Origin of the sequence: Enterobacter sp. JH25 (genome assembly GCF_021725435.1) — a bacterium.
In the GTDB taxonomy this organism is placed as follows: domain Bacteria; phylum Pseudomonadota; class Gammaproteobacteria; order Enterobacterales; family Enterobacteriaceae; genus Enterobacter; species Enterobacter intestinihominis.
In genome coordinates this window covers 223,396-248,123 of the sequence record NZ_CP091320.1, presented here as the reverse complement: position 1 = coordinate 248,123, position 24,728 = coordinate 223,396, and the positions used below count along the sequence as shown (strand labels likewise).

The 24,728-nt window shown below is 45.1% G+C and carries 32 protein-coding genes; all 32 read left to right on the top strand.

Going from position 1 to position 24,728, the window contains the following annotated elements:
• Window positions 1–38 precede the first annotated feature (38 nt).
• The 32 genes from L2Y28_RS23910 to L2Y28_RS23755 all read left to right on the top strand — a co-directional run bounded on the left by L2Y28_RS23910 (window position 39) and on the right by L2Y28_RS23755 (window position 24,331).
• Window positions 39–335: a type II toxin-antitoxin system RelE/ParE family toxin gene (locus L2Y28_RS23910; RefSeq protein ID WP_000581857.1), complete on the top strand. Its 297-nt coding sequence runs from the start codon at window positions 39–41 to the stop codon at window positions 333–335.
• Between the two features lie 44 nt (window positions 336–379).
• Complete coding sequence (locus L2Y28_RS23905; RefSeq protein WP_000339750.1) at window positions 380–1,525, top strand: hypothetical protein; 1,146 nt, start codon at window positions 380–382, stop codon at window positions 1,523–1,525.
• A gap of 405 nt (window positions 1,526–1,930) precedes the next feature.
• Window positions 1,931–2,308, top strand: coding sequence for a hypothetical protein (locus L2Y28_RS23900; RefSeq protein WP_044704553.1), 378 nt, complete (start codon window positions 1,931–1,933; stop codon window positions 2,306–2,308).
• A 91-nt stretch (window positions 2,309–2,399) separates the two neighbouring features.
• Complete coding sequence (locus L2Y28_RS23895; protein ID WP_000069824.1) at window positions 2,400–2,828, top strand: hypothetical protein; 429 nt, start codon at window positions 2,400–2,402, stop codon at window positions 2,826–2,828.
• Between the two features lie 64 nt (window positions 2,829–2,892).
• Window positions 2,893–3,150, top strand: coding sequence for a hypothetical protein (locus L2Y28_RS23890; protein ID WP_001290639.1), 258 nt, complete (start codon window positions 2,893–2,895; stop codon window positions 3,148–3,150).
• Window positions 3,151–3,305: 155 nt separating this feature from the next.
• A complete protein-coding gene (locus L2Y28_RS23885) occupies window positions 3,306–3,914 on the top strand; it encodes a hypothetical protein (RefSeq protein ID WP_000833775.1) in 609 nt (202 codons plus the stop codon).
• Between the two features lie 170 nt (window positions 3,915–4,084).
• Window positions 4,085–5,335: a site-specific DNA-methyltransferase gene (locus tag L2Y28_RS23880; RefSeq protein WP_000104393.1), complete on the top strand. Its 1,251-nt coding sequence runs from the start codon at window positions 4,085–4,087 to the stop codon at window positions 5,333–5,335.
• Between the two features lie 294 nt (window positions 5,336–5,629).
• Window positions 5,630–5,950 carry a hypothetical protein gene (locus tag L2Y28_RS23875; RefSeq protein ID WP_000834113.1) on the top strand — a complete coding sequence of 107 codons (321 nt, stop codon included), beginning with the start codon at window positions 5,630–5,632 and terminating at the stop codon, window positions 5,948–5,950.
• A 242-nt stretch (window positions 5,951–6,192) separates the two neighbouring features.
• Window positions 6,193–6,519, top strand: a complete 327-nt coding sequence (locus L2Y28_RS23870) for a hypothetical protein (RefSeq protein WP_000556022.1) — start codon at window positions 6,193–6,195, stop codon at window positions 6,517–6,519.
• A 65-nt stretch (window positions 6,520–6,584) separates the two neighbouring features.
• Window positions 6,585–6,842, top strand: coding sequence for a hypothetical protein (locus L2Y28_RS23865; RefSeq protein WP_001052325.1), 258 nt, complete (start codon window positions 6,585–6,587; stop codon window positions 6,840–6,842).
• A 230-nt stretch (window positions 6,843–7,072) separates the two neighbouring features.
• The gene (locus tag L2Y28_RS23860; RefSeq protein WP_000774871.1) at window positions 7,073–7,864 is read left to right on the top strand and encodes a hypothetical protein; all 792 of its coding nucleotides are present in this window, start codon (window positions 7,073–7,075) and stop codon (window positions 7,862–7,864) included.
• 50 nt (window positions 7,865–7,914) lie between these two features.
• Window positions 7,915–8,115, top strand: a complete 201-nt coding sequence (locus L2Y28_RS23855) for a hypothetical protein (RefSeq protein ID WP_022646497.1) — start codon at window positions 7,915–7,917, stop codon at window positions 8,113–8,115.
• Between the two features lies 1 nt (window position 8,116).
• Window positions 8,117–9,085, top strand: coding sequence for an IS5 family transposase (locus L2Y28_RS23850; RefSeq protein ID WP_016151349.1), 969 nt, complete (start codon window positions 8,117–8,119; stop codon window positions 9,083–9,085).
• Window positions 9,086–9,313: 228 nt separating this feature from the next.
• Window positions 9,314–9,847 carry an HNH endonuclease gene (locus tag L2Y28_RS23845; protein WP_000241452.1) on the top strand — a complete coding sequence of 178 codons (534 nt, stop codon included), beginning with the start codon at window positions 9,314–9,316 and terminating at the stop codon, window positions 9,845–9,847.
• Between the two features lie 110 nt (window positions 9,848–9,957).
• Window positions 9,958–10,569, top strand: a complete 612-nt coding sequence (locus L2Y28_RS23840) for a DUF6012 family protein (RefSeq protein WP_001371923.1) — start codon at window positions 9,958–9,960, stop codon at window positions 10,567–10,569.
• A 570-nt stretch (window positions 10,570–11,139) separates the two neighbouring features.
• Window positions 11,140–11,949, top strand: coding sequence for a toxic anion resistance protein (locus tag L2Y28_RS23835; RefSeq protein ID WP_000368643.1), 810 nt, complete (start codon window positions 11,140–11,142; stop codon window positions 11,947–11,949).
• Entirely contained in the window at window positions 11,946–13,058 is a 1,113-nt protein-coding gene (locus tag L2Y28_RS23830) for a toxic anion resistance protein (protein WP_032666269.1), read from the top strand. The genes L2Y28_RS23835 and L2Y28_RS23830 overlap by 4 nt, the downstream gene beginning before the upstream one ends.
• Window positions 13,048–13,941 (top strand): hypothetical protein, encoded by an 894-nt coding sequence (locus L2Y28_RS23825; protein WP_000252081.1) that lies wholly within the window; start codon window positions 13,048–13,050, stop codon window positions 13,939–13,941. Before L2Y28_RS23830 ends, L2Y28_RS23825 begins: the two co-directional genes overlap by 11 nt.
• Window positions 13,942–14,115: 174 nt before the next feature.
• Entirely contained in the window at window positions 14,116–14,343 is a 228-nt protein-coding gene (locus L2Y28_RS23820; protein WP_000336109.1) for a hypothetical protein, read from the top strand.
• Between the two features lie 178 nt (window positions 14,344–14,521).
• The gene (locus L2Y28_RS23815; RefSeq protein ID WP_000071366.1) at window positions 14,522–14,842 is read left to right on the top strand and encodes a hypothetical protein; all 321 of its coding nucleotides are present in this window, start codon (window positions 14,522–14,524) and stop codon (window positions 14,840–14,842) included.
• A gap of 516 nt (window positions 14,843–15,358) precedes the next feature.
• Window positions 15,359–15,670 carry a DUF957 domain-containing protein gene (locus tag L2Y28_RS23810; RefSeq protein WP_001165367.1) on the top strand — a complete coding sequence of 104 codons (312 nt, stop codon included), beginning with the start codon at window positions 15,359–15,361 and terminating at the stop codon, window positions 15,668–15,670.
• A gap of 4 nt (window positions 15,671–15,674) precedes the next feature.
• Complete coding sequence (locus L2Y28_RS23805; protein ID WP_001371932.1) at window positions 15,675–16,166, top strand: DUF3085 domain-containing protein; 492 nt, start codon at window positions 15,675–15,677, stop codon at window positions 16,164–16,166.
• Window positions 16,167–16,718: 552 nt separating this feature from the next.
• Window positions 16,719–16,922 carry a hypothetical protein gene (locus L2Y28_RS23800; protein ID WP_000781547.1) on the top strand — a complete coding sequence of 68 codons (204 nt, stop codon included), beginning with the start codon at window positions 16,719–16,721 and terminating at the stop codon, window positions 16,920–16,922.
• A 54-nt stretch (window positions 16,923–16,976) separates the two neighbouring features.
• A complete protein-coding gene (locus L2Y28_RS23795) occupies window positions 16,977–17,201 on the top strand; it encodes a hypothetical protein (protein ID WP_000551490.1) in 225 nt (74 codons plus the stop codon).
• A gap of 39 nt (window positions 17,202–17,240) precedes the next feature.
• Window positions 17,241–17,441 (top strand): hypothetical protein, encoded by a 201-nt coding sequence (locus L2Y28_RS23790; protein WP_000814953.1) that lies wholly within the window; start codon window positions 17,241–17,243, stop codon window positions 17,439–17,441.
• A gap of 222 nt (window positions 17,442–17,663) precedes the next feature.
• The gene (locus L2Y28_RS23785) at window positions 17,664–17,975 is read left to right on the top strand and encodes a hypothetical protein (protein ID WP_000633161.1); all 312 of its coding nucleotides are present in this window, start codon (window positions 17,664–17,666) and stop codon (window positions 17,973–17,975) included.
• 53 nt (window positions 17,976–18,028) lie between these two features.
• A complete protein-coding gene (locus tag L2Y28_RS23780) occupies window positions 18,029–18,205 on the top strand; it encodes a hypothetical protein (RefSeq protein ID WP_000802040.1) in 177 nt (58 codons plus the stop codon).
• Between the two features lie 145 nt (window positions 18,206–18,350).
• Window positions 18,351–18,632, top strand: a complete 282-nt coding sequence (locus L2Y28_RS23775) for a hypothetical protein (protein WP_000703842.1) — start codon at window positions 18,351–18,353, stop codon at window positions 18,630–18,632.
• Between the two features lie 216 nt (window positions 18,633–18,848).
• Complete coding sequence (locus L2Y28_RS23770; protein WP_000137794.1) at window positions 18,849–19,454, top strand: hypothetical protein; 606 nt, start codon at window positions 18,849–18,851, stop codon at window positions 19,452–19,454.
• 332 nt (window positions 19,455–19,786) lie between these two features.
• Window positions 19,787–21,156 (top strand): IS3-like element ISKpn8 family transposase gene (locus L2Y28_RS23765; protein WP_085949440.1). Its coding sequence is split into 2 segments (ribosomal slippage): window positions 19,787–20,267 and window positions 20,267–21,156, totalling 1,371 coding nucleotides; the frame shifts between segments, so codons are not numbered across the junction.
• Window positions 21,157–21,330: 174 nt separating this feature from the next.
• Window positions 21,331–22,671: an ISNCY family transposase gene (locus L2Y28_RS23760; RefSeq protein WP_000589001.1), complete on the top strand. Its 1,341-nt coding sequence runs from the start codon at window positions 21,331–21,333 to the stop codon at window positions 22,669–22,671.
• 421 nt (window positions 22,672–23,092) lie between these two features.
• Entirely contained in the window at window positions 23,093–24,331 is a 1,239-nt protein-coding gene (locus L2Y28_RS23755; RefSeq protein ID WP_236919603.1) for an IS110-like element ISEsa2 family transposase, read from the top strand.
• Window positions 24,332–24,728: the final 397 nt, after the last annotated feature.

The following is a 24,728-nucleotide window of genomic DNA, read 5'->3' as shown; positions in this document are numbered from 1 at the left end:
TTTAATTTAATTTTAAGGTCAATTATTACGGAGGAACTATGATCCATTCATTTAAAGACAGACGGCTTGAAAAGTTCTTCCGTAATGGAAAAACAACGGCAGGTATTCCTTCTGAAATTATTAACGCGATTCTGTGTCGACTTGAAACGCTGGATAATGTCCAGAGTGAGCGGGAGTTATTATCCAACAGCTTGCGTTATGAACGCTTAAGAATGACGTCAAACCGTTATTCCTCCATTCGAGTAAACTCTAAGTATCGATTATTCTTTGAATGGAATGATGGCGCACATAATGTTCATTTGTCTGCACATGACTATAAATCGCTCATCCATTAAGGTTAAAAATGAAGCTATTTTCAATTTCATCCCGGGATACAAGCATGGACGCGATGTTTTATATCCAGGCCAGTACTAAACAACAGGCAAGTTACATATTTAGTACCCTTTCCCCGAAGCCTACTGCGAACTGCCAGCTTACAGATTTGCAGAATGAGACGGTCGTCCCTTCCATAAGCCCTATTTCGCTTTCACTTAACCCCTGGTCGATCAATTCCCAGTCCCGAACCCGGGAACTGCGTATGGCCACGCATGGTCTTAACCTGATCTGTGCAGTCACGGATGAGCATACCCGTCAGATAGTTGACTTTTGCGATAACCTTGGACAGCAGCTTAAGGATCCGGACGACAAAAGCGCCTGGGTTAAGCTCATTAATTCTGAATGCGCTTTGCTTAATTCTCCGCGTCTCTATCCCGTTCTGCTTGAGCCGGATACACCGGCACAATTTGAAATCTTTGTGCCAGCTCCGGAAGATGGAGAACACGACACGGTCATAGCCAGCGTTGTTAAAGAATGTTTCGGAGATGAATGCCGGTACAGAGTAACGGACAAAGCTTTTGCAATGTCGGAAAAGCCAGTCATCAGGCTGGAAGCTCATTTCAATGACAAACGCGAAAAGGTTTTAGAACTGACCTTTTCCTGTTTCAATCTTTCACTCTCAGCGTCCGTGCATGAAAACCAGCTACGTCAGATTTTGTTACTTTGCGAAGACTTTGGCGTAAGGCTTCAGGGTAGAGCAGGGGCATCCTGCCACGTTAATATGCGCAGTGCTTACCGTCGTCTTGCTCATGTTGGCACCGGCTCTCGCCCAGGTGATGACAGTGATGTGCGGGTCTATACCTCGTTAAAAGAAGAAAAAGATGTTAAGAGGCTGCTTGATAAGTCAACCAGGGGAAGTGAGCTTGTACCGGCGAGGCACGGGCAGCAGTTTAACGGGGTCTTAGTGAATGCCACACCCGCATCGGCCACTACTGGTTTCATTTACCTTTCGCATGATTTTCCGGAAGGCCAGTTTATGATGACAGCCGAGGTGTTGCATGTTGGAATTACACCAGGCGGTATTTACTACATTGAAACACTGGACGGTTACCGGTTTATCGTGACAGCGTTTGAGAAGGGATTAATGAACGGTTTGAGGGAGTTTATAGCTGCAAATGAGGAATATTTTAAGTATTACCGCTGGTCTTAGTATCTGAGCTGAAACCGGTAGGCCAGGGAAGGCAACCGGGAAAATGCAATTTAACCTGATCCTATACCTACGACTATCTTTATCCACTTATAATAGCCTCACCAAATTATAATGCCCGATCACCGCATTTGCTTAAACCTCACATATTCTTCTTATGCTTCCCCTGATAATCTACGACCGAAAGACAAAGGAAAGTGAATACGAAATAAGATTTATGAGCACATAAAAGTTACTTTTCCTTGGTGGCACATCACAAACATTGTGGGTTTCATAATCCTTTTTGTTATTTAAAAAGGATGTGTTCAATTCTAATTAAAGGTGGTATTTTTTTTGAAAGTTTGCTGGGAGGTTATTAGCTGGGGGGATGGGTAACAGTATAATAAGTACAGATGAAAAGGAGGTTTTATGAAAGCGTTAGACGTGGTTTCAACTCAACTCAACTTTATTAATCTGTTGGATCAGGCAGGATATGCTCTTTCAGAAATTATTGTAAAACGCTTCAGTGCTGCACCAGCCTTTAACGAAGGGCACTGGTTGTTCATTGCAGAGCAGGATAACCGCTACATTGAAGTGGTCTGTATTCTCTCTTTAGCTTCAGAAAGCGGAGAGCAGCATATTGATGTTTTTATTAATATGTTCGAAGACCCGATTGATGATGTTATTTCACGAAACATTGAAACCAAAACCTTTGCGACGCTTTATAAATACATTGAACGTATACCTTTTACTCCGGGTGTAAAGAAAGAATTCTTGAGCAGTATTGAGAACATCAATTTTAGTTAATCAAAAACCACAACTTTTTGCCACCAAGTTATTAGGTAATGCTATCAACCTGATATAATTACCTTAACATGAATATGAGCGGAGCCGGGTTATGTCTAATAATACTGAAGTCATTAGCTGTGATTTATTTTCAACTCTATCTTCACTTAATTTTAGCACCGAGGATATTACAGGTTTGACTCCGGCCAACTTTCGAAAGGGAGCTTTCTTACATGCAAAAATTTCTGCTAGCCAGGCCACGCGAGCGACTGATATTTCCATTCAATTACTCACGGATCGTGTTTCAGGTGAAATGAACTACGTAATAGTAATTGGCAGGCACGAAGGACTCCTGCAAAGCGAAGCAATTGACCCAAACGCTGATAAGCAATACCGGGAAAACCGTTATTCTCGCCATTTTATCTCAGTAACCGATGCCAATACCAAAGCCCTGAAAAAAACCTGCAAGGTAATGAAAACATATATCAAAGAGCAGGCATTTAAGCCTAACACCTGGGGGCACAGTTTCATTAAGGGTTGATTTATTCTTGCCCCGGTGAGCCGGGGCAACGCTAAATTAACCTCAAACTGTGCTGGAGGCACAAATGTCTGAAAAACACTTTATCGTTAAAATCCAGAACCGAAACGGCGACCATGAGAATAGCTATGTTCGGTTACTCGTCAGCGATTGTGAGAAAAATGCTTGCCAGACGGCACTCATTTCAGAGTGCCATGGCGAGCTTGAACAGCTGAGTTTTGAAGACGGTGGGGTTTACGACTACAACGGCGAAAATCACTACAGTGTCAGGAGCTGCGTGGAGGTTGCTCCAGAAGACGTTGCAACTTTGCAACGCTTCCTTTAACACCTGCGACATTTGATTAAATATCGGGCGTCCGCTACAGGATGCCCGTGATTTAAACGATTCCTCAAAGATCGCTGTCACTCCTGATAACTGTATTAAGAGCAGGTTTGTGATAGGTTCAGCGTAACAACATTACTGGAATTTTGGTTGCCTTGATGAAGAGCTGCTTTTCTGATTTACCCGTTAAAGACGGCACGTCCGGAACCTGGAAACTGGACACATTCGAAATTACCGCAGATAAGGCGATGAGCCTCGCCCTTCGTGCCGAGTATACAGGTAATACAGACGAGTTTATCCCGCCCGGTAGATATCGGCGTTTGTCCAACGGCTGGGATGTGGTGATGTCCAATACCCCGATGGAGATCAGAACCTGCCAGGATTTTTTAGAGCGAGCCACCGGGCGCGTGCTCATTAATGGTCTTGGTCTGGGGATGGTGCTTCACGCCATTCTTCAAAAAGAAGATGTAACCCATGTAACAGTAATTGAAAAAGAACAGGACGTTATTAACCTCGTTGCGGCCTCGTTTGCAAACGATCCTCGCGTTGAAATTATCCATGCTGATGCAATGATGTATTGCCCACCAGCAGGCGTCACGTACAACGCATGCTGGCACGACATATGGCCAGACTTCGCAACAGCTAACCTCTCACAGATGGATAAGCTGGAAATTAAGTACCGGGACATCTGTGAATGGCAGGGCTCGTGGGGCAGGGAGGAGTGTGAGCAAAAGCACATTGAGTTTCAAAATCTTGGGGCTGATTGAGTACAACTTTTGAAGGTGTCTCCGCTAAAGAAGACTGGGTCTCTTTGCGCATGCCCAGCTGTGCTGCATGACCTGACAAAGCCTATAAATAAACAGATCGGTTTGATTTAGTAATCCCCCTTCCAACCATCAGGCCGATATTTAAACTGCATCTCCATTAAGGATGGCTGATGAGCACGATTTCTACGGATTTAATTGCACGGATCTACGCAGCCTCCGAATTGCCGTTGAGCAACGACGAGCTTTATCGCGAAGTGCAGCGTGAAACTGGCATGTCGGATGCCGAATTGCACGAACTGAAAGAATTTGGGTCAGATAAAACCAGAACCAGCGGCGTCAAACACAAAGTACGCTGGTTTCAGCAGACTCTTCGGCAGGCCGGAGTCATCGAACGCGTTCCAGAAAAACGGGGCGTCTGGAGATACTCCTCTAAGACGAAAACAAACCTACACGAGTCATGGGAAAAGCTCTGTGTTGTCGGTTTCTCAACTTCTCTTGGGGCATCGGTTTTTGGAAACGCCTATGCCTTCTTCAGCAATATCACAGAGCAAATTCATCTTTGCCTGACCTCGCCGCCTTACCTCCTTCGAAATTCAAGAGACTACGGGCATGGCGGGGGGCGTGGCGAGCAGGTTTATATTGACTGGCTTCTGCGTATCCTCGAACCGATCGTGAAACAGCTTGTACCCGGCGCAAGTGTGGCATTGAATATCACTCAAGATAGCTTTAATAGGGGCAGGCCTTCACGTTCTCTGTATCTGGAGCGTCTGACACTGGCATTATGTGACAAGCTGGGGCTTGAGCTCATGGACAGGCTTCAGTGGGTGAATCGCAGTAAGCCCCCATCGCCAACGCACTGGGCATGTAAGCAACGAGTGCAGCTCTGCTCATCGTATGAGCCTGTGCTGTGGTTTACCAATGATGCGAGTAAGGTTCGTTCAAACAACTTACGTGTACTGCAACCGCATTCAGAGCAGCATCTTAAATTGCAGGCAGCAGGCGGTGAAAATCGCACGACCTTTTATGGTGATGGGGCGTACCAGCTTAAAAGCGGATCCTTTGGAAATAAAACAGAAGGAACGATCCCCAAAAATACTTTGTTTTACGGCAATAGCTGCGCTGATACGAGATTTTGCCATTCCATTGCCCGCGAGCTAGGTTTTCCGCTGCATGGTGCAACGTCTCCTACCAGGCTTGCAGCGTTTCTGATTGAGTTTTTGACAGAGCCGGGAGATCTTGTTGTAGATCCCTTCGCTGGCCTGCATAAAGTTCCCATCGCAGCCGAGCGACTTGGCAGACGTTGGCTGGCGACGGACAAAATCATGGAATGGCTGGCGATTTCCCGAAACCTTTTTACGGCCGCACCGGGATATAAGAGTAACCCCATGCTGGACGAGCTCGCCGAACTGTATCGGGCTTAATGCAAGTTAACGGTTTTGATAAAGTGGTTTGAAGCGACAAGCGGTTTATTCATTTTGCATTGTTTCTACCATAAAATGACAATATTAACGGCTTAGCATACGCCGCAGAGATAATTAGGGTGCCATTCATTTCCGGTTGTCTGTATTAACGAGTGTATTCAATATTCACTTGTTTCTCCGATATAGACCCAACAAAAAAAACTGATGGTTGTGATACAGAACTTGTTGAATTAACATCCGGTACATTAACTATATTGGTAATTTAGACGGTTTCTAAATTAAAGGTGGACAGATATGAAGTCAGATACAGAAATGGTTTCTCCTATCGAGTTGCACATTGGCGATCATGTCCAGCGGCATGGTGCTTTATTTGAGGTTATGCATATTGTTGAATCCGAATGCGATATTCCCGGCGGCATCCGGGTAGCAGCATGCATTTCACGGGTTATCGGTGACGTTACGGGCAATATTCCTCGTGGTTGGCTGGAAACACCGAAGCGTATGGCTGAGCGAGGAGTTAAGTGGGCGACGAGTCTGCCTGAGGGGCTTTACTTTAACATCCAGGGGAACGCACATGCGAAAGTAAGCCGGGTTATTCGTAATGTGACTAATTGAAACTTTTTTCTGAATTGCGGTGTAAAAGTTACTTTTCACCGCATCGTTTTCCCTAACTACTAAATCAGAGCTTCTCTGAAATAAGCGGATTTAACCGCTAGCGATTTATTCAGGCCATTTTATTCTAATCATTATCCTACACTTCAAAAATATTCATTATTTTTTCTTCTGACCTATTAGCCAGAATTCTCGATTCGGTATCATTTACTTACGGTAAATCTTTTGAAAACGAGGTAAATGGCATGCATTCTCAGGATCCTATCACGAAATTAACCCAGACGTTGCAACGCGACGATGGTTCTCAGGTTCGTATTGTAGCGCAGCGGGGATATGGAAGTGGGCTTACAGCCTCGCTTGATGTGTACGTTCTCCGTCGTGATTCCTCTGAAAGCAACTGGTCACTGTGCGGAAAAGATCCTCACCCAGAGTGGAGAAAGATGTCAGTAGATGAGTATCAGAAATTTGGACGCTCTGAAATGCTGCGTTATGCCACACCAGGTGAAATTCTCAGGGTGGCATCCGCTATTGGCCAGCCAATGAGCTTCCTCGATGGCAACCCTGCGTTTTAGCCCGAACCCTGGCGACGCCTTTTAAACCGGCGTCATTCTTTTTACGAGCAACAGACGGAGAAAAAATGAATCTGAACGAACGAAGCACGAGCGCAGCAACGCCAGATTTGAGCCGACTTTATCTCATTTCCGGGCGCATTATGTTTGATGATGATGATCAGGCCTACCTGGTCGAAGCCGACTCCCCTGGTGATGCAGAGGAGGCTTTCCGGCATCATATTGCTGACAGTGCCGACGACTTAGAAAAGGTGATTATAGTTTCCTCTACAAGTTTCGCTTCAGCTCACAGCAGTCGCGTAATTTGTCGGCCTGCCGTGAAGTAATTTCAACTTCCAATGATATTTCCCTCTTTATAAAAGCCGCCGTCTGGCGGTTTTTATTTGCAAAAAATGAATATTAATCCTGAATGATATTAATTTAAGATGAGGTAGTGTTCATATTCTTCTTCTTAATATTTTTTCTAAAAAAACGCCTTCAGGTTATTAGTTGGTATTAGTGTATTTGTTATGATCTTCTCATCAAATACATTAATTAAATAATCAAGGAGTCAACTGTGGCAGATAATTATACTCAGGCGTCGTTTATTATTCCCTGCACTCAGGAGCAGGCAAAAATGGCACAAGAAGCAATCACATTCGTTACCGAAGCAGAAATTGCAGAAGGTGAGCGTTTGCTTGATAAGCCACTGACAGATTGTTCTCTGACTGAGAAGCTGATCCTCAGTATTATCGAGAACCACCCTGAGTATGACCCTTCTGAGCCGAGCTTTGGGCAACCATCCTGCCCAGACTGCAATTATGAACTGTTGTTCGCAACAGAAGTTACCAGCAGTGGGCTGGCAGTTTTTCATGGAGAGACCATTGATCTTGACCATGCAATTTGCCTCACAACTGCCGTGCTGTCGGTATTCGACCTCTCGGAAATGGTAACAATTACTGCTGCATTTACATGCAGTAAAAGCCGGACAGATGAATTTGGGGGTATGACTATTCTGGTCACAAAGGATACCCACTATTACCAGGATGGCTGTCAGTTTTCTCGTCTCATGAATGAGGCTCACAAAGCCGGTATCCAGTATGCTCTGTGTAAAGTGACGCATTACCACGGTGAGAGCAGCTATGTGGCAAGCTATGTCCTGAGCTGCGACGTAGCGGATTCAGCCCAGGAGGTCGTTAACAAACGACTGAAGGCATGTGCCGGAAAAGAGCCAGAAGACGGAATCTATATTCTGTGTGAAGAAGACAACACTAGTCTTTCGGTCGAACTCGTTACAGAACTGTCTCCGCTCGATTACGACAAGCTGAGCAAGCTTCTCCCTTCCCTTGACACCCTTTGCGGCGCTTAAGCCTGCCAATTACCGTAGCCACCGGTTTCCCCGGTGGCCTGGAGCCTGCCATGACCAATAAATTCATAGTTTCTACCGTTGATTGTATCAATGAATTTGCAAGTGACGTTCCGCAGAGTGTTTCCTTACGGATAGATACAATGCTTGAACAGCGTATCCGCAAATTGGCGGCATACGTGAAAGAAAACGATCTTCATTTAACTGAGTTTTACTTCTATGAGGCTTTGTTGAATAAATCGAACTTTTGCTGAGTTGAAGGATCAGATCACGCATCTTCCCGACAACGCAGACCGTTCCGTGGCAAAGCAAAAGTTCAAAATCACCAACTGGCCCACCTACAATAAAGCCCTCATCAACCGTGGCTCCATAACTTTCTGGCTGGATGATGAAGCTATTCAGGCCTGGTATGAGTCGGCAACGCCTTCATCACGGGGAAGACCTCAGCGCTATTCTGATCTCGCCATCACCACCGTTCTGGTCATTAAACGCGTGTTCAGGTTGACCCTGCGGGCTGCACAGGGTTTTATTGATTCCATTTTTACACTGATGAATGTTCCGTTGCGCTGCCCGGATTACACCAGTGTCAGCAAGCGCGCAAAGTCGGTTAATGTCAGTTTCAAAACGTTCACCCGAGGTGAAATCGCGCATCTGGTGATTGATTCCACCGGGCTGAAGGTCTTTGGTGAAGGCGAATGGAAAGTCAAAAAACACGGCAAAGAACGCCGTCGTATATGGCGAAAGTTGCATCTGGCAGTTGACAGCAACACACATGAAATCATCTGTGCAGACCTGTCGCTGAACAATGTGACGGACTCAGAAGCCTTCCCGGGTCTTATCCGGCAGACTCACAGAAAAATCAGGGCAGCATCGGCAGACGGCGCTTACGACACCCGGCTCTGTCACGATGAACTGCGGCGTAAGAAAATCAGCGCGCTTATCCCGCCCCGAAAAGGTGCGGGTTACTGGCCCGGTGAATATGCAGACCGTAACCGTGCTGTTGCGAATCAGCGGCTGACCGGGAGTAATGCGCGGTGGAAATGGACAACAGATTACAATCGTCGCTCGATAGCGGAAACGGCGATGTACCGGGTAAAACAGCTGTTCGGGGGTTCACTGACGCTGCGTGACTACGATGGTCAGGTTGCGGAGGCTATGGCCCTGGTACGAGCGCTGAACAAAATGACGAAAGCAGGTATGCCTGAAAGCGTGCGTATTGCCTGAAAACACAACCCGCTACGGGGGAGACTTACCCGAAATCTGATTTATTCAACAAAGCCTCGTATCCGGTCACGCACCACGGTAAATGATTGCGTCATCCGGGCAGATAAAGAGGGGTGGCCTATTGAGTATAAACAGAAGGTCTGGGTAGATGCAGTCAGTGGCTGTTATCTTTAGCGGTTACTTAAGCCAGTTCCTGTGCCCGTGAGCTTAGTAAAGGCGGAAAATGATATGGTCAAGGTGATAAATATCAACGGGAATTTAGTTGAATTACCTGAGCCCTCAGCAAAGTTATCCAAAGCTGAATCACCTGATGGTAGGTTCTCAAAACCTAAAAATAAGATCTCTAAAATACAGCGAGCTGAGCTGCGAATGAAATTTGGGGGGCGTTGTGCCTATTGTGGTTGCAAGCTTCCTGAAAAAGGGTGGCATGCCGATCATGTTGAGCCTGTTCGACGCGACTTTGAACTGGTGAGAGCCCCTGTCGGCAGCGGCGTAACTCATGTTGCCCGAAGTACGGGTAAGGTTATGCACCCTGAACTGCATGCTATAGAAAACTTATTTCCATCATGCGCCCCCTGCAACCTTTTTAAAGGAGCTTTTAGTGTTGAAGGAATGAGAAAAGAAATTACCAAACAGGTTGAACGGGCTCGCGCATATAGCGTGAATTTCCGTACCGCAGAACGTTTTGGGTTGCTTCATATTGTAGAAAAACCGGTCGTCTTCTGGTTTGAGCAGTATAACGAACAGAAACAAAACGAATAATTTCTGTGAAACATAAAAGAAGTTAATCAGCAGTGGTTTACTAATTAAAGAGTGATTTAAATATTTTGATGCTGCTGAGGAGCTGCCTGGTATATCCTTCAAAGGAGAAAATGATGTATCTGCATCTTGTGCCCCGTATTCTTCACCATATGAAAAACAAGTGTACTCTCGTGTCAGTTTCTGTACCTGAATTGTCACTTGAGCTTAAAGCTGATTCGCTGGTGGCAATGAAACCTTATCCCAACAAGTCCTACCACGTTGTCATGTTGAAGGGGCGACGTGCATTAAATGGCTTTCTGGTAAAAAGCCCACGGACTTTAACTGAGTTCACAATGATAACAATCTGGGAAATTGAAGGCTTTGGAAAAATTAGTCATACCGTAAAAACGCTCGTTCAGGACAAAGACTATGACTTGGTCTCCCATGATGTCCTTTTGGCACATGCATACCATCAGAGGGAGGAAGAATTGGGGTACCGTGTACATCCATCCTATGACAGTCTAGCTCCCGTCGATTTTGAACCAACAATGCAGTCAAGGTACATAAAGGAATCCGATCTTTCCCACGACGTATGGGAAACCTATTCATGGGGGGAATTGCTGCGTTCGCGTGAAGAGACATTTCTGGCGATGACCATGTCATCTGCTCGTTTAAGCCATCCAGCATTCATCAGAGGAAACCGACTTCCTCAAACTGACCAGGCCATCATTATCAGTTCGTAACGACCTTTTATTCTTTTTGATGCCAGGCGAGTCTCCTTTTGCCTGGCCACTTTGATTTATTGCCTGGGAGTAACCTATGGATGAGCAAGATATTCTCCGCGTTATAAACGGCCGTGAGATTGATGCTTCTGACCTCCTGGAAGAAGCTATGCCGAACGCAGCCCGACGCTTTTATCGTTTAACTAACAGCATGAACAAATTGCTTTAGGAGGTCAGGGAGCACTTTCCTGACGCGATGTATTACTCTGCCAGCGGAACGGTAAGCCTGCTGTTGGGGAGCAGCCACGACAACAATGACCATCCGGTTAGAGAAATGGTCGCTGTAAGGTCACCAGATCTAAACATTGAAGGCGGTGATTGGTAGGTCAAGCAGGGGATCTATGTGCACTTCATGTCCTAACTTCATCCAGTGCTGAATTCAGTGCACAGACAGTAGGGGACTTCTCCTTTAATCAGAATGGCAAAGGGTTACGTGAGGATCAGATTCTATTTTTTTGCCTCGAAAACGGATAAACCCAGGTTTTGGCGCTTTAACCGAAAAATCAGCAGAACGGTAAATGATAGGCTGTCATGGATAACCATTTTGAGGCAAAAATGAACGTTTCAACTGACAGCAGCAACATATCGATAGCAGAACTCAAAGAAGAATTTATACCCGGTCTTCTGCTTAATGCTGGGGCAATAAGCCATTACGGCGACTCGGCTTTATCTTCGAAGGCTATGGATAAGTATTCAAATCTTCTGGAGAAAGACGCAGTTACCGCTTTATCAGGAGCCTTGAACCGTATCGTAAGTGCCTTAGCGGAGGCAGATCCACGTTCTATCAGTAGCAATCCATCCTGGTTTTCCCGCTTTACGGGCAAACACCTTGAAAAGCGCGTTCGTTACCAACACGCACGTGAGAAGGTGGAAAATCTTATTAATGAGGGGAACGGATATCTGACACATGTGAATGAGACGCTACTGGCTTTAGAAGAGCTGCTTGAAACATATGTGTCAGAAATCAAACGCCTTAAAATTTTTATCCAGGCAGGCCATGAGTTCCTTAGGGATTCTACCGAAGAAAAAAATAGTGACGATCTAAGCCTTGTCTTCGATAAACCGAGGGAAAGATTTGCCAGACGTTTAGCTAACCTGGCAACACTGCTTGCGTCTCATGAAATGGCCGCCATGCAGATGGAAATCACTCGCGGGACTTGTATAGATATTGCTGACCGCTTTAACGAAACTATAAAAGTCCTGGTTCCAGTATGGCGGCAACACACACTTTCGCTGTTATCAGTAAATAACACTGACCCTACGATTGTTAGAAAAGCTAATCAGGCCCACGAGGCTCTTCTAAAAAGCCTGCGACAAAATTTAGAGGGATTCCAAAAATGATTAATAATTTGACCACCAGAACTGAGGTTGTTGCTTTTACTTTGACTTCCGCTGAACTGGAAAAGTTCGGGCTGAATGAGCAAGATGAACAAGAGATTAAAGCCGTCGCGGAATGCATTAATGCCGATGATCCAGGAACAGTTTATCGTTTTGGCCGGGCAATGGGGGAAAACACTGCTAATTATGCGGATAGCCTGCTTGAGCAAATTCGCAATAAAGATTTAGACGAAGCCGGGAGCAAATTAACTGAAATTATCAACCTTGCAAGAAATGTAAACATCTCGAACTTAACTGAAAGTCGTTCAAATCTGCCAGTTATTGGCCCTTTGTTGGATAAAATCCGCACCCGTGGGAAGAATTTCGCCGCACAGTTTGAATCAACTCGTGAACAAATCGATGCTCTGGTTTCAGAGGTTTCAGTTACACAGAATAGCCTCGGTTCTAATAATATTTCGCTCCAGCAAATGTTTGATGAAGTCGTTAAAGAACACCACTTAACAGGTGTACATATTGCTGCCGGTAAATTAAGGCTGGGAGAATTACAATTAAAAGCAGAAAATCTCAGAGCTAATGTTGGTAACAATCCTGCTAAGTTCCAGGAAGTATCTGATCTGGATACGCTAATTGCTAATTTAGAAAAACGTATTGGCGATTTAGTTGTTTCTCAGCAGTCTGCTATGCAAGTATTGCCAATGGTACGGATTATACAGGCAAATAACCAAAGTCTTATCGACAAGTTTCATAGCGTCAAAGAGGTTACTGTCCCTAATTTCAAGCGTCAGTTTCTGTTAGCCATTTCTCTAAATGGACAGCGTAACGCTGTAAATCTTGCCAATGATATCGATAATGCCAACAATGAGTTACTCCGTAGTAATGCAAAATTACTGCATCGCAATGCAGTAGAAACTATGAAAGCAAACCAACGGCTGGTTATTGATATAAGCACCCTTAAAGAGGTGCAGGATACGCTTATCCAGACGGTTGGCGATGTTGTTAAAATCCAGAGAGAAGGGGCTATTAAGCTCAGGGAAACAGAAAAACAGGTTCTTGCCATGCGTGAGAATTTGCGCACCCGACTGACACAAAAAGGGGTAGATCATGGTGCGTAACCTTAAGAGTAGTGACGATTTTTCCCGTGAACTGTCATTTCTTTTTCACCGGTCTATAAAGATTAGAAATTCAGGTTTCGCGATATTTGGTGCGGGCCTGCTGATAATGATTTTTGGTCTTTGCTTGTGGTTGCTGTCATTACACCTCTCACCTTCAGTTCTGGACTTTGATATTGATGTGCCCTTGTCATTCTTCAATTCATCTGAAGGTGAAGATAAGTTAGTGGTTTCGGATTTTGGCGATGCATTTGGAGGCTTCCTAACTACATATTCTAAGTTGCTATTAGGGATTATGGGGCTATTAGTAGTTTCTTCAACTGCCTTTAAAATTTTAAAGGGGGAGGAAATAGGTGAGATATTCCCGATGCTTCTAATTGCTGGCGCTTTTCTTATCGGCTTGTCAGTTTTTACATCTGCTTTAGGTTCGGAAGAGACTGATGCCACTTCAGCTTCGACTGTAAAGGTTATCAAGAAATATGTAAAACATGAAAAATACGATAAACTTGTCGCATATTTAAATGATAGTAATTGGCCCTCAGGCGAAGAGGTATCTGTAAACTATTTAAAGGCGCAACTACATATAAAACTCGGCAAGCCAGATGTGAAGTTAACACAGAATGTTGTTAGGGCGTATATGTCTGGTGTATTACAGTCAAATATTCCCGTGAAAGTTCGTTATGCATTGGAAAAGACAGCTTTAGATAAATCCGTCTCACCACTTGCGATTCGTTATGAGCAAAAACGTATGTCTAAATCACATACCTTTTCAAAAGCGTCGGTTAATTGTCTTAAAGTAGGTAGTCCCGTCGCATTCGTTGGCGTTTTGTTCGCTCTTCTTGGTATAAAAATCAGGCGGCGAGTCAGATTCTTAGAATCAAATTGAATGAAAGCCCGGTACGCTGGGCTTTTTTATTCAGTAACTTTTATCAAATATGTAGTAATTTACCGGAATCTGCTTCTCCAGCTTGTTAGCTGAAAAGCTTACTCAAGTATAATAATCTACTTCTGATTATGTTTTTTATGGTTTTATTTTTACACAACTTATTAAGGATACATGATGTGTAACTTTACTCCTGTTCAAATTATTGCTGATTATATACTGAGGTTTCTTAAAAATAATACTGATGCCAAGCTTTATGAGGCAATGCAGCGTCTTGAAAAGAAAATTGGTCAGTTTGTCGCTGATGGGGTTGATGAACATCAATTACGCTCTTCATTAAGCAAAGTCTGTCGATCTCGTTCCAGGGCGGCTCTTAAAGAGGAGTGTGAACAACTCATTCCATAAAAAGAACATCATACGGGAAAGTTACTTTAACGGTGAATGGCTCGCTTCTGGCGGTTTAAGTTGACGGCCATTCCTACCATAGCCATCATAAAGTATGATTAGCATTCGAGTGTGGCACTACTAATTTTAATGGGCTACGCATTCAGTCTCCACCTCTCTAACTATAAAGGTTCTTTTCATGTCCAATAGCTTCGATAAGCCGCAAACGCTCCCGGTACATAATTCTGATGCCGAACCCTTTTTTCCGAAAAACCTTGGTCCATTTATCGAGCAGGTATCCGGAAGGGATCTGGCAATGCTCACAGAATCAGAGAAGGAAAAACTTGCGCACCTGATCAGAACTGGGCGTAAATATGGAGTTTCTGTCGCTATCGTTCCTGATACAGATTCTGCTGAGCTTCATGAATTACTGTCTAATGCCGATTCCATTGAAAGGCAGTTTTCCATCTATGAACGCATCCAGACGAAGATTGCGTTCACGCGGTGTCAGGAAGCATAAACAAAGTGAGAAATACAACTACGTGGTATGACGTAGAACATATTGAAATCACCACAGGCGAGCGAGGCGGCAGGATATGGGTGCTGAAGCTCTCCTGTGGCCATACAGTATTTCGCCGAATACCTCCTATACGTCTTCATAACCTCACAGCTTTTTCTCTGCGGGAGCCCCCAGAAAAATGTCGGTGCTCTCTTTGCAATTCAAGTCCATAATAAAGCCTTTTTAAAGGCCACAAACTGCATATCACAGGATAAATCATCCTCTACAGCGTTCATTCTTAAACGCAAAATTTATATTTCATTCATTCTATTTTAAAAGCGTTATAAAAGACGGAATCCTATTTAGTCTGTTTGATGCTTAAATCATCTTCAGTGCCTTTTATCTTTTACCCAGCGACTTTAACATTAACCTGAGCAGAAAACTTGTTTTCAAACTAAGTTCGAAAACTTTCTGCTCAGGTTATTAGCCGGGTAAGCCACTTTGTTATATTTGTTTCATGTTAACAGAGGAGGCGATATGCAAATTGAAAAGGTGATGTCATTACTTGAAGTGCTTTCAAGCTGGCTTGAAGATAACATCAATATGGATTCTGAAATTATCTTTGATAATGACGAAGATAATACCAACTCAGAAATTCTGTATCCTGCTGTAGAAAAGGCTAATGCCGTTTTGCGCAAAATGGCATCTTTATCTTCAGATTCTGTTCATGCAATTCGACAGCGCTTGCAGCTTGCCGTAGAAGGCAAAGCTGAATTGTCCCTCAAGGATGTGGGAGAGCTTCTGCTGGCAACAAAGTATCTGATGTTGTCCACTGAAGAGGGAGAGTAAGCCTGTGACCACTCTCGTATTTGAAATGGCAGATATCAATAAACTGATCGAAGAAATTCGCACCGCAAAAACGTTTTCGGTCACCCCAGATCAGATCTATGACCCGGCATGCTATCCGGGGGGAGCCCTCCTTAACGCTGAGGGACAGACTGAAGAAGAGGCGCGTAAAGCTGGTAGGGTTTTCTTTCCCTCATCCTCAAAAATTGCCAGCACACATCTGGTGCCAAAAGTGCTTCTCGCGCACAGTCATGGTGTATACCTGATCACTAATGCTGAGCTTGAGGGCTCTCCCGCATCCCGCGATACTGTGGCTTACGCCCAGGGGATGAATCCAAAACTGGATGAGGACTGGGATTACGCTTGTGATGCCGCTTTGGGTGGGTCTGATTGTAGCTATACCATTCCCGTTGAGTGGCTGGAGTTAGCGGTAGAGCAGGGTTTTCAGGAGTTTCGACTTCGAATGAGTGAAACCAATATCAAACTTGTCAGCAAATAGTATGTCCTTGCTGTTTCCAGTCAAACATTGTCCGCCAGTCGAGCTGCTGGCGGATTGTTTTATATAAGGCCGGGAAGGTATGTCAGGTTTAAGCAGTTCCGCCCAGAAGCTTACAAGGGCGCAGATTTACGTGTTAAGACGGATGGCATCCGGCACGATCTATGATATCTCTGGCAATTTCAGACGGGCCAGAGAACGGCGTACGTTTATGGGGAATCCTGATGATGTGACGTGCAGGAGCTCTCCGGTCCTGTTCCGGCTGGGCCTCGTGGAGTTATGCCAGCCAGTAAGGCATCTGGAGCCAGGTTTATACTATCGGCTCAAGTTGAGCTCCTCAGGGCATGAAGCTCTTAAGGCGAACGCACACCTCTAACATTTGAGATAGTTCGTTCGCAGCCAGGAAAGTAACTTTCATCTCAAGTGTGACCCTTACTACCTCATTTATGAGTAAAACCCCCCTCTGATATGTCGAAAATGCTCATTTATACGAAAATAGTTTCTCTTCAGGTGTGATGTAATTACTGAGAATTCTCCCTGAATGGAAGGCAACCGATGAAAATGTTTTTTACCCCTTATGTTCGTATCGTTTTCTATTTTTGCGCATTGATTTTTATTGTTTACAGTTTCAGTGATTTTTTCCAGGGCGTCCCTGACAGCACCTTCTTCAGTGCGGTCATCACGCTACTTGTTATCGGAACCATTGTTGCCCGGCATCTGGATCGCAAAAAATCTCTCAAATATACTTCACAGATTTAAGTTTCCACTCAGGCCACTCTCGGGTGGCTTTTATAATTTAATAAGGACCGGTTCATGCATAACCACGAAATTCAGACCATTGCTATATTTAGTGCCCAGTATAAAAACATCGAAGATGCTGAAAATGCAGGTGCTTTATATTCAGTAGATATTGAATATCCGATGACACTAAATGATTTATCGCGGCTTTGCGACTCTATTGCCGAAGCAGTAGGTGTGCCTGGCGGCGTCAAATACCAGTTCGTGTCCCAGCCGGAAGCGCATGAAACCAGCTTCTGATAACCAGTAACCAAACTGCCTAAAAGCAGGTGCAAAGCCATGAAACAAACAAAGTCTTCTATGTCACGTATTGTGCAGCTGTACGACGGGAGCCGATACGGAAACTGCGAGCAGGCTGATAACGAAGGAGAGCTTTTTACGGTGGTGTTGAATAAGCCTTCGCAGATCGATGACATCCGTAAAATCGTAGACACAACCGCCGAAGTACTTGGCAAAGCTTTGCCAGTACTCCTCTTTTAAAGCTTACATCCGTGAAGGATAATTACGGTCTTACTACTTTCAGTTTTTCATTCCAGTGCCGTCCATTTTAATTTATCGATTTTAAGCGGTCGGCGCTATTTCATTGTTTCTTTTCCGACTGTAATTCCTTATATATAGGAATATTTCAAAGAATTTATCTCAGGTTATTTGTGGCGTGGTGCCAGTTGTTATAATGATTCCACATAATCTGGAGAGTCAATCATGATCACATCTCTAATGAATTTCCGCGATTTAACCGGAGAGGCAGTCATCCAGGCGCGGCAATGCGTTATTAATGCTGAGATCGAAGCGGCCCGGGAAAAGGTAATTCATGCTCGTTCGTTATTCAAAGCGGGTATACATAATGTTGTAAACGGTAGTTCTGGCATTAAGGCTGCGGCAGCACATTTTCTGGTGATAAAACGTTTACAGACTGACACTCGGTATCTGGACGCGGTTATCACTGATAACCTTTGCATGTTTTCTCCTGAGGGTTATCTGTATCTGTTTATGCAACAACGTTATTTCCTATAAAACAATGGGTTAGGTAAGTATCTTTCCATTAAAAACATTAAAAAGGTGACTTGATGAAACCATTTGGACTTGCCGGAAAACCCCGGCCCGAACCTTGCGGCTGCTGCTGGTATACCCGTGAGGACTGCCCTTACGTCAGCGCAAAACAGATCTATCGCCGCAGGCAGCGCAAGGCAGAACGCCAGCGTCAGCGCAGCACCATTGTGATGGCCGTTTCTGAATTTCGCTGACCTCTTCTGGAAATATCATTTTTTCTCCAGAAGAATTTTAAAATAAAGGGAAATCTTTTCACGGGTATCTGATGTTTATTGTTTATGGTAAATTGCGCCACATTAATTGTTTGTGGCGCAGTTCGTGATGGCTTAAGGATATAATATGAAAATCAGCCAGCTGGAATCCGGGATGCAGGTTTGGTCTGTAACCCGTACCAAAATGGGAAATACCACCATTTCAACGGTCATTGTCCACCCCGTTGTCATTATTGAAATTCATGATAACCATGTGATTGCTCGCTGGAACGGCAATGCACCACGTCGGTTTGGAGAAACGGCTATCAGGGGCTGGAAGAAGGAGAAGCCACTGCTTGTCCGTGAGCCTTTCGGAAATGTTCGTCTGGCCACCCGGGCTGAAAAAACCGCTATGCAGGAAAAAGAGTAATACCCCCTTTTAGCACCCACAATTTCACCGTCCATCTGCCTTTAACCTTGCCTGTTATTAACGGAATCCTTTCTGACTGGGCGGATCCCACGCATAACCTGAACTGTTGGCTAACCGTCTTACAGCCAAATTCCCTCCTTTATCTGGCAGGAGTGCGTCCGTGAGCTCTGTATGATCTACGTGTTTGTTAAGTAGAGCACATAACAGGAGTGGGGTATGACTGAATTAAATAAAAGCCCGTCCGGTTTTTCCGGAGCTGATGTCAGTAAAGAACAGGCTGCCATAAGGGCACTTGTAGAAAGAGTAGTGACCAACTATCGCAGCCGGACAGCACCTGATCGGGTTCAAAAGGCTTCGGTAGCGTTTAATGGGGGATTAATCCTGACCCTGATGCTGGCCTTGACGCTATTGGGCTACCTTGTGGCGGAATTGCTCAGGGGGTATGTTGCGGATAGTTCACCCTATGTGCCCGGTCTAAGTTATTCGCAATTTTCGATGCTTATGGTCGTTGAGCTGTGTCTATGCTTTCTTGCATGGTTTTTGGTTGTCACAGGGGACTATCCCCGGCCGTGGATATTTCAGGTAGTCCCGATGGAGCAGTACTGGTTCTTTGACGAAGTGGATGACGACGATCTTGCCCGGCTTTCCTGTAACCCTTACATCAAGCGCTGGCTACTTGATGAAATGTCCGGTATTCATCGACTGACCTACACGAGGCTGCATGATCGACTGGAGCGCATCTGTAATATTGCATCCCATCTCGAATACAGCCGTATTCAGGCACATAAGATTTCCCTAATCAACGGAAGCAGTGCCTCCTGATCCTACCATTGCATCCGGAAATTAAACGGGCAGGAACTGCACTGTATGTTCCGACCCAGCAGCTGCCCGTTACCCTTTTCTTTAGTATAAAATGACTTTCGCCGACAACCGGAAGTGAATCATGTCAAATAAATGAAAAATCAGTAATTTATGTAGGCGGGGTGTTTGGCTGATCAGGGCAGGGTGGTATAATAACGCTGGTGCTGGAGGCTTTTGCCCCAGCCAGCGGTAACACTGTTTGACTGTGGTAAAAGCAGAAAGCCCCGAGTAATTTTTCAATTAACCTGTACTGCACCCATTTTGTTGGACGATGAAATGGAATAGTCCCTGATATGTCAAAGCCAAAATACCCCTTCGAAAAGCGCCTTGAAGTCGTGAATCACTACTTCACAACTGATGATGGTTACAGGATCATCTCTGCACGTTTTGGTGTGCCTCGAACCCAGGTCAGGACGTGGGTTGCCCTCTATGAAAAACATGGAGAAAAAGGTTTAATTCCCAAACCTAAAGGCGTTAGTGCTGATCCAGAGTTGCGCATTAAGGTCGTGAAAGCCGTGACCGAGCAGCAGATGTCCCTCAATCAGGCTGCTGCTCACTTTATGCTTGCTGGTAGTGGTTCTGTAGCCAAGTGGCTGAAAGTCTATGAGGAGCACGGAGAAGCTGGTTTACGCGCACTCAAGATCGGCACCAAAAGAAACATTACAATGTCAGTTGATCCAGAAAAAGCGGCGTTAGCATTGGAGCTGTCGAAAGACCGACGTATTGAGGATCTTGAAAGACAAGTTCGATTCCTTGAAATGCGGCTTACGTATCTAAAAAAGCTGAAAGCCTTAGCTCATCCCGCGAAAAAGTGAAAGTACTCAACGAGCTAAGGCAGTTTTACCCTCTTGATGAGCTTCTCAAGGCAGCGGAGATACCGCGCAGTACGTTTTATTACCATCTAAAGGCTCTCAGCAAGCCTGATAAGTATGCGGATGTTAAAAAGCGTATTGGTGAGATTTATCACGAGAATAAAGGTCGTTACGGATACCGTAGGGTAACGTTGTCTCTCCATCGAGACGGGGAACGGATTAACCATAAAGCCGTTCAGCGCCTGATGGGAACCCTCTCGCTTAAGGCAGCGATTAAGGTCAAACGATACAGCTCCTACAGAGGAGAGGTAGGGCAAACCGCCCCCAATGTTCTCCAAAGGGATTTCAAGGCTACACGGCCAAACGAGAAGTGGGTTACCGACGTTACTGAATTTGCAGTCAATGGGCGAAAGCTGTATTTGTCTCCAGTAATAGATCTCTTCAACAACGAAGTTATTTCTTACAGCCTGTCGGAAAGACCTGTGATGAACATGGTCGAGAATATGCTCGATCAGGCATTCAAAAAGCTTAAGCCTCACGAGCATCCTATTCTGCACTCTGACCAGGGATGGCAGTATCGTATGAGAAGGTATCAAAACATCCTTAAAGAACAAGGCATTACACAGAGCATGTCCAGAAAAGGCAATTGTCTGGATAATGCAGTCGTGGAATGTTTCTTTGGAACCTTAAAGTCGGAGTGTTTTTATCTTGACGAGTTCAGTAATATAAGCGAACTGAAGGATGCTGTTACGGAATATATTGACTACTACAACAGCAGAAGAATTAGCCTGAAATTAAAAGGTCTGAGTCCAATTGAATATCGAACCCAGACCTATGTGCCTCGTGTTTAACTGTCCAACTTTTTGGGGTCAGTACAACCCGAGGCCCCTGTATGCTAGTCACATTCAGAGTAGCCTCTTGCCTGCTTAAATGCAAGGAGAAGAAGGCCATTGTTAACACCAAGCTGTAATGTCCCCTTTGAACCATTCTAAAATGTCCCCAGACAATTCTCTGGGGGATTTTTCATGATCAAAGAGACTGTTACGATGAGTCATAAGGAACTCGACCGACTTCACATTATTCAGGAGTCACTTAATCGCCATATTACTCAGGAACAAGCTGCGGCACGCATTGGCATTTCTATTCGGCAGGTTAAACGTCTGGTGCAACGGTATAGAAATGAAGGGCCTTCTGGTCTAGTTTCCCGCCGACGTGGAAAGCGTCCCAATAATTCCTTTTCTACCGAATTCAGAGCAACAGTAATTTCACTCCTCAAAGGCCGCTACGCTGATTTTGGACCTACGCTTGCGTGCGAAAAATTGCGCGAGATACACGGCTTGTGTTTATCCATTGAAACTCTCAGGAAGTGGATGGTAGAGGAGGGCATATGGCGCGAACGTCGTCGTAAGTTTGCCCGAATTTATCAGCGCCGGATGCGGCGCCCATCCTACGGTGAACTCATCCAGATTGATGGCTCGCCTCATGACTGGTTTGAAGGTCGGGGCCCCAAATGCACACTGATAGTCTTTATCGATGATGCTACCAGCGCTCTGATGGCGCTACGATTCGCTCCTGCAGAAACAACCCGGGCTTACATGGAAACCCTCCGGGGTTACCTTAATGATCATGGCGTACCACTGGCTCTCTATTCTGACAGACACAGTATATTCAGAGTAAATAACCCGGAGCGGGAAGGAGAGTTGACTCAGTTCACACGTGCGATAAAGACACTGGGCATCGAGCCAATCCATGCCAACAGCCCGCAGGCAAAAGGGCGGGTAGAGCGTGCCAATCAGACACTGCAGGACAGGCTGGTCAAAGAAATGCGGCTTCAGGGTATCAGTGATATTGAAACAGCAAACGCATGGTTGCCGACCTTTATTGAAGCCTATAACAACCGGTTTGCTACGCCGCCTCGTATTGCTGATAACGCCCATCTTGATGTACACCATTCTGAAGAGGAACTGGGTTATATCTTCAGCCTCCAGGCGAAGCGCGTTCTCTCCAAAAATCTCACTTTCCAGTACAAAAGCAGTGCGTTTCAGATTCGCAGTGAAGGCCGGGGATATCGACTTCGGCATTCGGTTGTCACGGTATGCGAAAGCTTTAACGGTGAAATTAAGGTTCTGTATGATGGGAAAGCGTTGGGATGGGAAAAATATGTTGATGGCCCGGAGCCTATACCACTGGATGATGAAAAAAGTGTCCATGAACGTGTGGATAATGCCCGTTTTGATTTACGCTCAAAATTCTACGTAAAACCTAAAGCTGACCATCCTTGGCTCACGCGCCGCACGCAAAGTAATCAGCAAGTGAAGCCCCCTAAATTACCCAGAAAGAAGGCTGATCCCGATAAAATGGACTGAAACCAGGCGTTATTCAGTTGAGTGCATATCCAGTCATAGGATAGATTCTTACGTAGCGTTTCTGGCGTGCATTTTCGGGTGGTTTGTTACTGTTTTTAACGGGGACACGTCAGAAACGCGCTCAGGCCGTCTGAGCGGTACGCGTAATGCGGCGTTATGGTAAATAGCCTATGCTAATGTCCGCTAAGAGCGAGATATAGTCATTCGTACCCTGAGAATTACACTTTGAAGTGATTCAGGGTATGCGCTTACTGGTTACGAATATTGAGCGAGAATCATGTGATGATCGCCGCTTTTCTTTCGAGCCAGTAGGTGCTCCACGTTCGCTAACGAATACTCAGGGCATGCAGATAAACTGCTGGCTATATTTCTTTCGAAGAGCGTGGAATGCATACCAATCCCCGATAAAAAGGAGTTGGTGATGACTGTGACTAATCAATTTGCTGCGCACGTTGGTCTGGACTGGGCTGATAAAAAACACGATGTCTGTGTTCAGTTTAAAAACGGTGAACGCGTATTCGATGTGATTGAACATACAGCAGAAGCGCTTGATGCCTGGCTTACTGAGTTACACCAGAAAGTAAAAGGTAGAATCGCAATAGCTCTCGAACTGAAGAAGGGCCCCGTGGTATATGCTCTTCAAAAATACCCCTTTATCACCGTTTTCCCCGTCCACGCATTGTCCCTGGCTCGTTATCGGCAAGCCTTCTCGCCCAGCGGCGCTAAAGATGATCCGCAGGATGCCGAGCTGGCATTAGAGTTAATGCTGCGTTACCCCCAGAAGATAAAAGCTATTGAACCCGACAATGCGGATATTCGCTTACTTCAGCAACTGGTTGAGCAACGTCGTCAGTTGGTTGAAGATAAACGACGCTTTGTGAACCGGATAATCAACACGCTTAAACAGTATTATCCTCAGCCACTGGAGTGGTTCTCACATCGGGGTAGCTTACTGTTGTGTGAGCTGATTATCCGGTGGCCCAGTCTGCAACAACTGAAACGAGCCAGACGCGACACGATCCGCAACTTTCTGAATGCCAAAGGTGGTCGCGCTATGGCCCTTACCGAGCAACGTGTTGCGAGTATTGATAATGCGATCCCATTGACTACAGACCCGAGTGTTATAGAGGCTAATGCTTTGATGGCAGCAGCACTGGCGACACAAATTAAAGTCGTGAGTGAAATCATCAAAACCTATGACGAACGAATCGAAACGCTGTTTGACACATTGCCAGATGCGGGGCTGTTCAAATCACTTCCGGGCATGGGACCGTGCATGGGCCCACGGATGCTTGCTGCACTTGATGATAATCGTGACCGGTTTAACAGCGCTGAAGAAATTCAAAACTACGCAGGTATAGCACCGGTGACCGAACGAAGCGGCCAAAAATCATGGGTTCACTGGCGATGGCAATGTGCCAAGTTCGTCAGGCAGACCTTTGTTGAATGGGCTGCCAAGACGGTTAATTCATCATACTGGGCCAAACTGTATTATCAGGGCCTTAGAGAAAAGGGCAAATCTCATCAGTCTGCGATCCGGGCACTGGCGTTCAAATGGATAAGGATCATTTACCGCTGCTGGAAGGCCAGAACCTGTTATGACGAAGCGAAATATTTGCTGGCTCTCGAAGCGAGACACTCGCCCTTACTGAAGCCATAAAAAGCTTGTCGAATGTCTCAGGGCGTGAAGCGGACATTGCAGACTGCCCAGTAGAAAAAGTGCTATCAGAATTATCTAAAGGAAGATCGTATTTACCATGTCTCATTCTAACTGTTTAATAAATTACAAAAATTAAAATTTCCATTTAATATCATCGCGTTAAGCAAGAGAATTAAACCTCTCATTTAATTTATGATTCTTATTTAATTCATGAGTTGGTGTAAAAATAGGTTGCCGCACTATAGAAAGACACATATTTAAACCCAGCAGGAAATCATATTTGAAAGTAATGTGTTTAAGGGGCTGCGTAACAAGAACAGCAAGTAAACACATAGTAATAACAGTTACCATTCCCATTTCGCAAGTGGCCATATCAGAGGTGAACTAATGCCTGCTG